Raw genomic sequence first — 13,213 nt, forward strand, 5'->3', positions numbered from 1 at the left:
ATACCATATATTAATACAGTCTCACACAGACTGCAATCCACTTTCTTAGAAAAGCAGAGCAAGCCCGTGCACGAGAAATGCTGCCACCCAGGCGACAAGGCACTGCCATACGATCACACCTGCCACCCATTTTCTTCCAAGTTCACGGCGGATTGACGCAAGTGCCGCAACACACGGTGTATAAAGCAGACTGAATACCAGAAGTGATGCTGCTGCCGCATCAGATAGCGCTGCCTGCACATTACCTCCAAATAAAATCTCAAGCGTTGAGATCACACTCTCCTTTGCCATCACACCACTGATCAGGGATGTACAGATACGCCAGTCCCCCAGTCCCAACGGGGCAAACAGCGGTACAAGGCCGTTCGATATCAGCGCAAGCATGCTGTCCTTTGAATCGGCCACGATATTAAAGTGGATATCAAATTTCTGCAAAAACCAGATACAGATCGTTGCAAGGAAAATAACCGTAAACGCTTTCTGTAAAAAGTCTTTTGCTTTTTCCCATAAAAGCTGCATGACATTTTTTAACCCCGGCAGACGGTAATTCGGCAGTTCCATGACAAACGGAACCGCATCCCCGCGAAACAGTGTCTTGCGGTAAAGCAGTGCCACCAAAATACCGATCACAATTCCGCCTAAATACAGTGCACACATCACAAGTGCTCCATACTCCGGGAAAAATGCGCTGACGAAAAACGCATAGATCGGAAGTTTTGCCGAACAGCTCATAAATGGTGTAAGCAGAATCGTCATCTTTCTGTCACGCTCACTTGGCAGTGTACGTGTCGCCATTACTGCCGGAACCGTACAGCCAAAACCGATCAGCATCGGAACGATACTTCTTCCAGAGAGTCCGATCTTTCGTAATAACTTATCCATAAAAAATGCAACACGGGCAATATATCCACTGTCCTCCATCAGAGACAGGAAGAAAAACAGCGTCACAACGATCGGAAGAAAACTTAAAATGCTTCCAACTCCTGTAAAAATACCATCAATTATAAGGTCATGCAACACTTCATTGACACCTGCAGCAGAAAGGAGCTGATCCACTGCTGCTGTCAGCGCATCAATCCCCATCTGTAAAAGATTCTGAAGTCCGGCGCCTATCACATGAAACGTCAGATAAAATACGATCAGCATGATACCGATAAAACATGGGATTGCTGTATATTTTCCAGTCAGAATTCGGTCAATCTTCTCACTTCGTATCCGCTCTCTGCTCTCTTTTGGTTTCACCACCGTCTTTTCACAGACTTTTTCAATAAATGTAAACCGCATATCGGCAATAGCCGCACTCCGGTCAAGTCCGCGCTCTTTTTCCATCTGTACGATCAGATGTTCGATCGCTTCTTTTTCGTTTTCATCCAGGCGAAGTTTTTCTAAGATCAGGTGATCTCCCTCAATGATTTTTGATGCTGCAAAACGGATCGGGATCTGTGCCTCTTTTGCATGGTCCTCGATCAGATGCGAAACTGCATGGATACAGCGGTGCACGGCTCCTCCAAAGTCACTCTCATCACAAAAATCCTGCCTTCCCGGACGTTCCTGATATTTTGCAATGTGAAGCGCATGACGTACCAGCTCATCCACACCTTCATTTTTTGCCGCTGAGATCGGTACGACCGGCACTCCAAGCATTGCCTCCATCCCGTTGACATCCACGGAACCCGAATTCCCGGTCATCTCATCCATCATATTTAATGCGATGACCATCGGAATATCCATCTCTAAAAGCTGCATGGTCAGATATAGATTTCGTTCAATGTTTGTCGCATCAATGATATTGATCATCGCCTTTGGCTTATCATCAAGTACAAAATTCCTCGAAACGATCTCCTCACTGCTATATGGCGACATCGAATAAATACCCGGAAGATCTGTCACCGAGGTATTCGGATGCCCTTTTATCGCCCCGTCCTTTCGGTCAACTGTCACTCCCGGGAAATTTCCGATATGCTGGTTTGAACCGGTTAACTGATTAAACAATGTAGTTTTTCCACAATTCTGGTTACCGACAAGTGCATAGGTCAGTTTTTCCTGCTCCGGCAGTGGTCTTCCATCTCCCTTCACATGGTATTTCCCCTCTTCTCCGAGTCCCGGATGCACGGACTGATTGATGTTTTTTGCACCTTCATGTCTGCGCGAGCGCTCACTGATCAGTTCAATTTCAATCTGCTCCGCATCCGAAAGCCGCAGTGTCAGCTCATATCCATGAATCTGCAGTTCCATCGGATCTCCCATCGGTGCAAATTTAATGACGGTTACCTCTGCCCCCGGTATTACTCCCATATCTAAAAAATGCTGTCTTAATGCCCCTTCTCCCCCGACTACTTTAATCACAGCACTTTTTCCGATTTCTAATTCTTTTAGCGTCATTTTTCTTTATCCTTCGTGTTGATATTGATAATCTTTATCGATTATACACTGTTTCCATGAAAAAACAAAGAATTATTTTTTTATTATTATGGAAAAACCGTGACTAAGGTGCTAGAATAACCTTCGGAAAATATATAAGGAAGAAATTTGTCTTTCAAAAAATCATATAGATATGGAGATTGGTGTGAAAAATAAGATCTTTACGAAAACGAGTACATCTGATGCACATTTATACAGCAATCAGGATCTGCGGAAACTATTGGTTCCGATCATCGTTGAGCAGCTGCTTTCCTCCCTGATGGGAACTGCCGACACAATGATGGTCAGCAACGTCGGCTCTGCCGCCATTTCTGCAGTATCCCTCGTGGATTCCATCAATATTTTAGTCATTCAGGCACTCTCCGCACTCGCTGCAGGAGGTGCGATCCTGTGTTCCCAGTATCTTGGGAGCAGCAACAAAAAAGCTGCCAATGAATCGGCCAGACAGGTGCTTTTTGTCATGACCGTTTTTTCCGTGACATTGTCTGCCATCTGCCTTTTATTCCGTGGTCCGCTGCTTCACGCCATTTTCGGTGCCGTGGAGACAGATGTCATGACAAATTCTCAAATTTATTTTCTATTTACCCTGTTATCCTTTCCTTTTATCGGACTGTATGATGCCGGGGCCTCGATCATGCGCGCCCAGAATAACAGCAGGGAACCAATGATCATTTCCATCATTTCCAATTTCTTAAACATCGGTGGAAATGCTATTTTGATTTTTGTTTTCGGGATGGGCGTGGAGGGTGCCGCAATTTCAACCCTCGTATCCCGCATCTTCTGCGCTGTTGTCGTGATCTACAAGCTGCGCAGTGAAGAGGAACCGATCTTTATTAAAAATTATGCCGCAATCCGTCCTGATTTTTCACTCATCAAAAAAATACTGTTCATCGGCATCCCGTCCGGGATCGAAAACAGTATGTTCCAGTTCGGTAAACTCGCGATCCAGTCTACGGTCTCCACACTTGGAACCGTCGCCATCGCTGCACAGGCAATGACAAATATCCTCGAAAATCTAAACGGTGTCGCCGCAATCGGTGTCGGCATTGGACTGATGACTGTGGTTGGACAGTGTCTCGGTGCCGGCAGAAAAGACGAGGTCATTTATTACATCAAAAAACTTTCCTGGCTCGCCGAGGCAGCGATCGTGATCAGCTGTCTTACTGTGCTTGCCCTGACAAAACCAATCACCCTGTTAGGCGGCATGGAAGCGGAAAGTGCTGACCTGTGTTTTAAAATGGTCATCTTTATCACGATTACCAAACCGATCTCCTGGGTATTATCTTTTATCCCGGCATACGGCATGCGTGCAGCCGGAGATGTCAAATTCTCCATGATCACCTCCTGCTGCACCATGTGGCTCTGCCGTGTGAGCCTTTGTGTCTATCTCTGCCGTGTTTGGGGATTTGGCCCGATTGCAGTCTGGATCGGTATGTTTGCCGACTGGACGCTCCGCGCCATCGTATTTTCGATACGCTTCCACGGAAGGAAATGGTTAAACCACCACATTATCGACTAAACAAACGCCTGTCTGATGCTGTCATAATGAAGGAATTTTCCTTCCTCCCCAAGTTTTTTGATCTCCTCAGCGGAAGCAAACAGATATCCATCTGTTTCTTCCTCCTGGAGCTTGAGATCTGACTCGTCAAAATCAGCAGAAAAACGATACACATCCACAAAATAGTTATCCCCTTCTCCCGGATTATCTCTACGGTAGGTAAACAGATATCCGCCATCCCACGCAGCAACATCCAGTCCGGTCTCCTCCCTGATCTCACGGAGTACTGCAGTCTTAGAATCCTCTCCCGCCATCGCAGCACCGCCGGAAACCTCCCAGCAGCCCGGTGCCCACGCTTTTGTCATAACGCGTTTGGTGATCAGGAAACGTCCATCCGTTCTTTTTATCACGCCAAGTACGGTTAGATGATATTCGCCATCCTTTAAACACCAGTCATTCCGTTTCATCGTTCTGCCGGTGCGCTCTTTTTTTTCATTGTAAATATCCCAGAATTCCTGTTTTTCTGTCATCTGTATTTTCCTCATTTCATTTTTCTCGTGCTGCTTCGATATTTTTATCATAACAAACCTCACGTCCCTCAGACAGATCTGTTATTTTATATCCCGTTACTATCACACGGTAGCACGTCAAAGTGCCCTTATCTCTATTATAAACAAAAATCCGGTTTCGGCAACTTATTTAAAAAAAACAAATTCACCGATCAGATAAAAAATACCACTCAGCCAGAACGCCATGCCTAAAATAAAGGTCAGCAGATCTTCCATCTGAAAATTTTTCCGCAGATAACACAGTTTTTTTGGATTCTCCTCATTAATCCGGATCGTATAAATTTTTCCTTTTTCCAGCGATTTTTTTTCTTTCCGCGTAATCCTCTCCATCGTGCACTGGCGGAATTTTTTTTCCTGATAATGATAGGAAAACAGCGCATACGTTCTGACACGATCGCCCATTTTCTTTGTCACTGTTTTCTCAAATACCGCATCCACAGGCACCCTGCAATGGATGCGCGCACGCCATTTCCGAAATTCGATTCCAACTAACAGTGTCCCATACACTACCCCGATTATCCCCAGTAAAATAAATGTTATATTCATACTGGTCTCCCTTCCCAAAACCTCCTGTGTCACCCCGGCAGACTCTGTGCTACGCAGAGTGCACCCCAGCCCTCTTATGTCAAGTTAATGTCAACAACTTTTTTGAGTCAAAATAGCTGAAAGCCGCATAACTTCGTTGGGGTTATGGTAAGTTAGTGTCAAGTCAGAGTGAATTGGTGGTAAATTAGTGTCAAGTTGCTTTGGGGAGGTTTACTCCTCCCCAAAAGCATAATTCCATTCAATCTCTACTCTCTTATCCCTGTATATGATAACCTTTTTAATGAATACATCCACCGCTTCCTGCGTCAGCTTTTCCATCTGAGAAAACCGGATAATCTCTTTTATATCCTGTTTCGGTCGGTTGTATTCCTCCGTAAACCTGCCAAATGCAAGCTCTGCTTCTTCTATTTTACATGACAGCTCCTCCATCTGTAAAGCGATTCCATCCGCCCTGCTGCAGTATTCTCCTGCTTCTATCTGCTTTACAGCATAGTTTTCGTACAATGTATCTTTCTCTGTCTGCAAACTCCGATACTGCATCCGATAATTACCCAGCTCTTTATTTAGTCTGCTCAATTCCACTTTCTGAAATTGTTCAAGACTCTCACGCTGTTTTATCAAATCTCCACGGCGCATCAACTCCCGGTACAATTCCGTCAACACAATCTCTTCCAGAATGTCTGCCCTAAAATAAGTACAGCAGTCCGGTATCTGCAGCAGGGAATGTTTCCTGCACCAGAAATGATTTGGCATCTTACCATTGTTTCTCTGCGGTTTATAGTTGATCGCATATCCACACCCGCCACAATATATTTTCCCTGTCAGTGGGTGTTTTTCCCGTTTCCTTTTCGTGGACTGTTCCGGGCGGTAAGCAGATGCAAGTGCAAATACCTCCGGCGTTACCAGCGGCTCGTGATGATCCGTAATTACTTTCCACTCCTCCTTTGGCACAGCAATCCCGTTTTTACTTCCAACAGACTTGCGGACTGATTTACCGTAAGCCATTTCGCCCAGATAGAAACGATTATTCAGGATTCTCCTCACTGCCGTATTGCTCCATGTATGATGCTCCCTTTCCATTTTCCTCTCAGGATGACGCATCTGTGTAACAGTCGGCGTCTGCTTGGCAATCAGCTCCTTTGCTATCTGCGTACTGCTCATTCCTTTTTCTGCCAATGAGAAGATATGGCGGACGATTTCTGCCTCCTTTTCATTGACAATCACCGTATTTTTTTCAATTTCACTCTTGGCATAACCAAAAGGAACCTGTCCGAATACATATTCCCCATTTGCACATTTATTTTGAAATGATGTTTTTACTTTGACCGATATATCCTTACTGTAAAGGTCATAGAGAAGCGTCTGGAAAGCAGTATCCAGCGGGGTGGTACTTCCTTCATGCTCCCTGCTGTCATAATGGTCATTTACGGCAATGAACCGCACTCCCATAAAGGGGAAAATCTGGTTGAGATAATCACCCAGTTCTATGTAATCCCTTGCAAACCGGGACATATCCTTTACCAGAATACAACTGATTTTACTCTGCTTTACCTGTTTTAACATCTCCTGCAGCCCCGGTCTGTCCATATTCGTACCGGAAAAACCGTCATCACAAAATTCTGCAACCTCCTGTCCCATTAGTTCAGCATCATTTCTGATATAATCTAAAAGCATTTTCCGCTGATTGGAAATACTGTTGCTTTCCCGCTGCTCTGTGGAAGCTTTACCGTCCAGGGCATCATCCTCTATGGAAAGGCGGAGATAGATTGCAATCTTCCTGCTGTCTGTCATTTTTTCACCTGCCTTTCCATCAGTGCATCACTGTATGTAAATAAGACTTCCACCATTTTCCCCGGATACACATAGATTTTATCTATCAGCGATTCAATAAGCTCCCTGGTAAGTACCTGTTCATTCTTTAGTTTTATCAATGCACGGACTGCTTTCAGATAGGTTTCTCCGTCACGCTCAAGGCTTACTTCCTGCTCTCTGAAGTTCTTCTCCTGCTTCTCCAAATCCCGCAGCCTGTTTTCCTTACACATTTTATACTCCACATAGTCTTTCTGCGAAAGACCGCCCGTGCGGTATGCCATATACTTCCCGCTTTCTTCCTCTGCAAGCCGGAGCTTTGTGCAGACCACGGCATGAAGGCTCTGCTCCAGTTCCTGCTTTTTTTGCCGGATGATTGCTCTTGCAGTATCTAAATACATTCTCTGTTTTTTCAAGTCCACATCAAATTCTTTTTCAAACAGTACAAAAAGGATATCCGTCAACGCATTTTTCGAGATACGGTTAGAGGACGGACAGTTATCTGTTTTGGTTGCTCCGCCATTCCTACAAAAATAACCATCCATACGGTTTTTACTATCATCCGCATAGTGCTTCACATAGCTGTGTCTTGTCATTTTCCGCCCGCATACACCACAGTACAGCACCTTGTCAAAAATATTTTCTCCGATTGGGCAGCCTTCCGTTGGATGAGCATGGCTTTTTGTCTGCTCCCGCAGTTTCTTCCTTACTCCGGCCGCTTCCTTCCCAATCTCCGGCGTGATCAGCGGCTCATGGGCTTCTTCTTTTACCACCCAGTCATCTTCCGGCTTGTGAATGCGGTTATTTTCATCCCTTGCAGTAATGCTGGTCTTTCCCTGTACCAGCTTTCCAGCGTAAGTGTCACTTTTAATAATGCGTTCCACACCACTTTTATCCCATCCTTTGTAAGCTGCATCCGGTGGGCAGTAGACCTCTCCCGTTTTGTGATAGACCGCCGGCGGATTGATCTTACGAGTGTTCAGATCATCCGCAACTGCCGTATAGCTTTCCGTCTCAATAAATTTCTGAAAAATGTATCTGACAATCTCCTCCGTATTTTCATCCGGTATCAGCCTGCGTACTTTGCCCTCCCAGACTGCCTTATACCCATAAGGTGCAGGACCGCCCACATAGGAGCCTTCTTTTCTTCTCTGTGCCAGAGAAGCTTTCGCTTTCACGGAAAAATCCTTAGCATACATATCATTTACCAGATTCTTGATTTCCGATACCATCTGTTTCGTTTCATTGCCGCCTGCCCCGGTATCAAAGCCATCCGCCACGGCTATGAAACGCACACCAAGGAACGGGAAAATCTTCTCTATATAATTTCCGGCTTCCAGATAATTTCTGCCAAAACGGGACAGGTCTTTTACGATCACACAGTTAATGTCTCCCATGCGGACATCCTGCATCAGCCGCTGAAACGCACCCCGGTTAAAATTGGTTCCCGTCTTTCCCAAGTCGATATAACAGTCTACAACTTCGATTTTATCCGTATGTTCTCCGTTCCATTCCTCAATGAATTTCCTGGCGATCTCTATCTGCACCTCTACTGATTCATTCTTTGAAGTTTGCCTGCAAACTTTTTTGTCTATATCTGCGGAGAGTCTGGCATAAATACCAGCCTTATACTGCCTGCTCTTTTGATTCTTAGCAGCACTCGTGGGTGTGTCCGAACCTTTTCCCGCTGACTGCCTCTTTGATGTTCTTCCCATACTCATGCACTCCTTTCCCTGCCGCTTTCCTGCCCCGAAAGTGCAGTGACATATTCCTGCATGATCCGGTATTCATCCCGAAAATAAAACTCTATCTCAAGTCTTTTATCCTCGAACACATAAATCCGCTTTACCAGACTCGTCAAAGTATGCCGGTCAATTTCAGCAAGCTTCAGGGAATCCTGAAATTTTGCCAGCCTTGAAGCACTGACTACACCTTTCTGCAGCATCCGCCGTATCATGTCCTGTTGCTGTTCCTGTGCTTTCTCCAGTTCTTGTGCCTTGCGCTGAAACTCCTTGTGCAGACGTTCAAATTCTTCCTTTGTTACGACATTCTGCCTTAGATCGTCATAGAGTCCTGCGCAGAGACCGTAATACTTATCCTGCTCCTGTTTCAGCCGTGTAAGCTCCTTCTGGCATCCCGCAACTGCTTCCAGATTTGTCTCTTTTTCTTTCGCCTGTTCAAAAAGTTTACTCTGCGCTAAAAAGTCATTGGCATATCTGCGAACCGCAATGCCCACCAATTCCTTTAAAGTATTTTCCTCTATGCTGTGGCGGCTGCATCCCTCGCCCCGGTTTTTTGTGGAACAGATATAGTACACCTTATTGGATTCCTTATACCGGACTCTGCGCCGCACCATCTGTTCTCCGCAGTCCCCGCAAAACAGAAGTCCCATGAATGGACTTAAGCTTTTGCTTTCCGGGCTTACCCGTCCGTCCGTCTGAAGAAGATTCTGTACCGCTTCAAAATCACTGTCTGAAATAATAGGCTCATGGGTATTTTCCGCACGCACCCATTCTTCCTTTGGTTTCTCAACACTCTTTTTCACCTTATAATTGACTTTCTCTGTCTTGCCTTGCAGCAGGTGCCCCAGATAAACTTCATTGGTCAGGATACGCTTTACCGATGAACTGCTCCACTGTGAACCGGAGCCGCCGGTAAACCCGCCCCGGTAGTTAAGCCCCGTAGACTTTTTATATTCTTTCGGGGAAAGAATGTGCAGCTCGTTCAGCTTCTTTGCAATGGCAGACACCGCCATTCCCTCAATTTTCCACCGGAATATCCTGCGTACAATCTCTGCCGCATAATCATCCACCACCAGCTTGTTCTTATTCTCCGGAGACTTGCGATAGCCATATGCGGCAAAAGGTGATAAGCATTCCCCGGCTTTCCGTTTCACTGCAAGCTGGCTTTTTACCTTGGTGGAAATGTCCCGGCAATAAGAATCATTGATAAAATTCTTGACCGGAATCACGATCTGGCGTTCTCCGGTGTCTGCCGATATGCTGTCGTAATGATCAGTTAAGGCAATGAAACGCACACCAAGAACCGGGAATATCTTTTCCAGATACCTCCCGGCTTCAATGTAATCGCGCCCAAAACGGGACAGGTCTTTCACAACCACGCAGTTAACCCTGCCCGCTTCAATATCTTTCATCATTCTGTTAAATTCTGGTCTGTCGAAATTACTGCCGGAAAAGCCATCATCTACATAAATGTCATAGAGTTCCATATCCTCCTGTTCATTTAAAAAGGAACGGATCAACTCCCTCTGACTTCCTATGCTGTTGCTTTCGGCTTTAGATACGCCATTTATCATGGCGTTGCCATCATGCTCCGCTTTCACATTGTCATCTCTGGAAAGACGCAGATACATGGCGGCAAAGAATTTAGATTGTTCTTTCATGTTATCACTCCTGACTTTTTTGTTAGGGGGAAGCCGGTGGCTTTTCCATTCCATAAAATCAGGAGTTACGCTGATTTGTCCTGATATTAGGTTAGCATAGATAAGAGGATTTTTCAATCCAAATATAAATTTTTCAAATATGAATTTCGGATAACCTTTGCAGATATTCCGCCATTTTATCATCTATGCTGGCTCCGTCTTTTTGGAACCTGACCTTAACTACATAATCACCGATCCGATTGACATAGACATTGTTCGTCTGCCTTGCAAACGCATCCAGCTTCTTCTCCACAGGCAGGGATGTATCAATCTCTATGTCCCTCAAATCAGTCAGAGTGGAAATATCTACCGTCCTTATATCCACGGCAGCCATTTCTTCAAGTCTTTCCTTTGTCAGTTCCAAGGCTTCTCTCCTTTCCGGACAGCATAATCTTGCTGCTATCTAAGTCTATTCTTTTACCGGATTGTCCTATGCTATAGCATTTTTCACAGCATTACATCCCTGTTATTTCTTCCAATGCTCTCATACATTCTATAGCCCCAGCAACTGCAATACAGGCCGCCAGAAACATAACAGCAAGGGCGCCTGCTGCAGCGCCCACAACGATCAACACGATTTTCATTCTTCTTCCCACTCCTTATCCATAAAATAACTGTCTGCTTTCTTCCTTATAATAAAGTCTGCCACATCCATGAGCCTGTCCGTGACCGGCATGGTCGGCAGGGTATTCAGAATTTCCGCCCGGTATCTGCCACGCAGGGATGCCCTGCTGTCTAAAATGGAAAATACCGCTGTATCCTTTTCCCTGCGGATACCGCGCCCGAACCACTGCCTTAGTTTAATCAGCATTTCCGGGATGATGATGTCCCTGCGGTATAAATCAAAGTCCTCATACAGGTTTCTCTGGTATTCCATGACCGGATCCGGCACGGGAAACGGCAGTTTTACTACAATTAGGCTGGAAAGTATATCCCCTGCAAGGTCAATTTCCTCTCCGGCACTGTCACTGGCAAACAGCACTCCGTTTCCGCTTCTTCTAAAGCTACTTATTACATCCAGTCTGCCTCTGCCCATAAGAAACAACGGATAATCAGAAAGCTGCTCCTTCAGACCATAGAACACCCTTTCCATGAGCCAATAGGATGTAAAAAGGATCAGGGTATGCCCATGAGTGGCAGACACTATCTGCAATATTTCCGCCATGACCGCCTGTATGTAACTGTCATCCCAGATATTCGGAAACGGCATACGCTCCGGTATATAGAGCAGACCGTTACTCTGAAAATCAAAGGGTGAGGGCTTGCTGGTTTCCATGATTCTTGATAAAGCTGCAAAGGAAAGCCCTGTCATTCTCTTAAAGTGCCCAAAATCCCCCCGGACTGACATTGTGCCGGACGTAATAATAACCGGTATCGGTCTGCTCCAGATGTCACGGAATAAAACCTGTTCCAGTTCCATTGGAACCGCACACAGGGCAAGCCTGCCGTTCTCCCTCTTTTCCATCCAGCAGATTGAATTTCCGCTGTTTAGAAATACGGTCAGCTTGTCCGTCAGCTCCTGACAACGCTTTTTCAGGCCCTGCATCCGCATTTTTTGTCCGCTGTTTTCCTGATAGGATAAGGGAAGCTGCTCTAAAGCCTTTGCCATGTGCCTTATGTAAATTTTTTCCATGGAACCTATCACTATTTCAATCCTGCTTCCCTCTCTGGTGTGGTTTCCTGCTAAATCTCCCGCCAGTCTGTCAAATATCTGTCTGTTATATTCCGCAAGCTGACTCCGCAATACAGTAAGTTCATCCATGCCTGTGGTTCTTCTGTTCACTTCACTCAAACCCACGATAAATTCCGCATCCTGCTCGTCCCAGACTGTGCTGTACATCTGTCTTGCGGCATCTATCAGCTTGTGGGACTCATCAAACACCATTGCCCCATATCCCGGAAAAAGAGGTTTTCTGCCCTGCTTCTGTCCAATCAGATCGGCAAGGATATAATTATGGTTCGTAATCTGAAAATCAAAATTATCCGTCATGCACTTTTTCTTAAAATTCATAAATCTGCATAAAAGCGAATAAGGACATGACTTATTGCAGCGAAACACGTTGATTCTGCCTTTTACATATGGTGTCAGCACGGCATCATCCAAATCAATCCTGTCAAATTCCTGCTCCCTAAGCCTTGCCAGTTCCAGTATCAGATTGGCATCCACTTCTCTCTGCAATTTTTTTATGGATGTCTCATATATCTTCAATCTGGAGTCACAGACATAATGCCGTTTTCCTTTCCGCACCACAAAAGATAATGGTTTGTCAATTATATGGTGTTCTAAAAGGATCCCGGATATCTGCGGTATGTATTCCTCTGTCAATGCTTTCTGCAGGGCTATGGTGGATGTTGATATGACTGCCGGAATCTTCTTATCTGAATAAATGTTATGTACCGTCAGTGCAAGGATATATGCGTGAGTTTTTCCTGTCCCCACTTCCGCCTCACATAAAGCCAGTTTGTTTTCCTGCAATACCCGGAGCATTTCAAGAGAAAGTTCTTTCTGCTTTACCCTCAGATTCATTCCATGTTTCGGTAAAATCTCATCAAATAAATAAATTAATAATTCTTCTGCACTCTTTGCCATCGTTACGCCTCCTAAAATTTCTTAGTGCCATAAAGCAGCACAGGAATAGGCTGGAAGGTATCGGTTTGGCTTTTTACTAACAAAAATGAGCTTCCATCCAGCCCATGATTTCTACTGCTTTATAAAAAGGTGCATCAGCCATCCTGCCGGTAAGCAGGCATCATAAAAGCCGCCCACATTCTTTCTCAAACGTGGGTGTGCATTTTCCCGTCACTTATGCGGGCCACTGGCGTGGAAGTATCATTATTTCCGACCGGTATCATCGCATCCTGCCCCACCACGGGCAGTAAAGCCACAGGTAGTTCCCGCTCAGGATAGTGCGGTTCTTTTCACACTGA

10 protein-coding genes are annotated in these 13,213 nt (G+C 45.3%); 1 reads left to right on the forward strand and 9 read right to left on the reverse strand.

Annotated features, from left to right (window positions below; genetic code table 11):
* Positions 1–45: 45 nt before the first annotated feature.
* Entirely contained in the window at positions 46–2,382 is a 2,337-nt protein-coding gene (feoB, locus tag RIL182_RS13700) for a ferrous iron transport protein B (protein WP_006857960.1), read from the reverse strand.
* A 172-nt stretch (positions 2,383–2,554) separates the two neighbouring features.
* Between feoB and RIL182_RS13705 the strand changes: the two genes are divergently transcribed.
* Entirely contained in the window at positions 2,555–3,940 is a 1,386-nt protein-coding gene (locus RIL182_RS13705) for an MATE family efflux transporter (RefSeq protein WP_015520320.1), read from the forward strand.
* Here the strand turns inward: RIL182_RS13705 and RIL182_RS13710 are convergent.
* The 8 genes from RIL182_RS13710 to RIL182_RS13740 form a co-directional block, all read right to left on the reverse strand.
* On the reverse strand, positions 3,937–4,449 hold the full coding sequence (locus tag RIL182_RS13710) for an NUDIX hydrolase (protein WP_172606717.1): 513 nt from the start codon (positions 4,447–4,449) through the stop codon (positions 3,937–3,939). The two genes, RIL182_RS13705 and RIL182_RS13710, sit on opposite strands and share 4 nt — an antisense overlap.
* Positions 4,450–4,614: 165 nt before the next feature.
* Positions 4,615–5,034, reverse strand: coding sequence for a hypothetical protein (locus tag RIL182_RS13715; protein ID WP_022112018.1), 420 nt, complete (start codon positions 5,032–5,034; stop codon positions 4,615–4,617).
* 210 nt (positions 5,035–5,244) lie between these two features.
* The gene (locus RIL182_RS13720) at positions 5,245–6,825 is read right to left on the reverse strand and encodes a recombinase family protein (protein WP_006857963.1); all 1,581 of its coding nucleotides are present in this window, start codon (positions 6,823–6,825) and stop codon (positions 5,245–5,247) included.
* Entirely contained in the window at positions 6,822–8,558 is a 1,737-nt protein-coding gene (locus tag RIL182_RS13725) for a recombinase family protein (protein WP_242655594.1), read from the reverse strand. The genes RIL182_RS13720 and RIL182_RS13725 overlap by 4 nt, the downstream gene beginning before the upstream one ends.
* Before the next feature lie 2 nt (positions 8,559–8,560).
* Positions 8,561–10,246: a recombinase family protein gene (locus tag RIL182_RS13730; RefSeq protein WP_134523364.1), complete on the reverse strand. Its 1,686-nt coding sequence runs from the start codon at positions 10,244–10,246 to the stop codon at positions 8,561–8,563.
* A 133-nt stretch (positions 10,247–10,379) separates the two neighbouring features.
* Positions 10,380–10,649, reverse strand: a complete 270-nt coding sequence (locus RIL182_RS13735; protein ID WP_006857965.1) for a DUF6870 family protein — start codon at positions 10,647–10,649, stop codon at positions 10,380–10,382.
* 91 nt (positions 10,650–10,740) lie between these two features.
* Entirely contained in the window at positions 10,741–10,869 is a 129-nt protein-coding gene (locus tag RIL182_RS21990) for a hypothetical protein (protein ID WP_006857966.1), read from the reverse strand.
* Positions 10,866–12,875: an ATP-dependent DNA helicase gene (locus RIL182_RS13740; protein ID WP_006857967.1), complete on the reverse strand. Its 2,010-nt coding sequence runs from the start codon at positions 12,873–12,875 to the stop codon at positions 10,866–10,868. The genes RIL182_RS21990 and RIL182_RS13740 overlap by 4 nt, the downstream gene beginning before the upstream one ends.
* Positions 12,876–13,213 lie beyond the last annotated feature (338 nt).

The organism is Roseburia intestinalis L1-82, assembly GCF_900537995.1.
GTDB lineage: Bacteria > Bacillota > Clostridia > Lachnospirales > Lachnospiraceae > Roseburia > Roseburia intestinalis.

What these genes read in the sequence shown, in the direction of transcription:
- feoB (WP_006857960.1), bottom strand. Translation starts at nt 2,382, where the DNA reads ATGACGCTAAAAGAATTAGAAATCGGAAAAAGTGCTGTGATTAAAGTA.
- RIL182_RS13705 (WP_015520320.1), top strand. Translation starts at nt 2,555, where the DNA reads ATGGAGATTGGTGTGAAAAATAAGATCTTTACGAAAACGAGTACATCT.
- RIL182_RS13710 (WP_172606717.1), bottom strand. Translation starts at nt 4,449, where the DNA reads ATGACAGAAAAACAGGAATTCTGGGATATTTACAATGAAAAAAAAGAG.
- RIL182_RS13715 (WP_022112018.1), bottom strand. Translation starts at nt 5,034, where the DNA reads ATGAATATAACATTTATTTTACTGGGGATAATCGGGGTAGTGTATGGG.
- RIL182_RS13720 (WP_006857963.1), bottom strand. Translation starts at nt 6,825, where the DNA reads ATGACAGACAGCAGGAAGATTGCAATCTATCTCCGCCTTTCCATAGAG.
- RIL182_RS13725 (WP_242655594.1), bottom strand. Translation starts at nt 8,558, where the DNA reads ATGGGAAGAACATCAAAGAGGCAGTCAGCGGGAAAAGGTTCGGACACA.
- RIL182_RS13730 (WP_134523364.1), bottom strand. Translation starts at nt 10,246, where the DNA reads ATGAAAGAACAATCTAAATTCTTTGCCGCCATGTATCTGCGTCTTTCC.
- RIL182_RS21990 (WP_006857966.1), bottom strand. Translation starts at nt 10,869, where the DNA reads ATGAAAATCGTGTTGATCGTTGTGGGCGCTGCAGCAGGCGCCCTTGCT.
- RIL182_RS13740 (WP_006857967.1), bottom strand. Translation starts at nt 12,875, where the DNA reads ATGGCAAAGAGTGCAGAAGAATTATTAATTTATTTATTTGATGAGATT.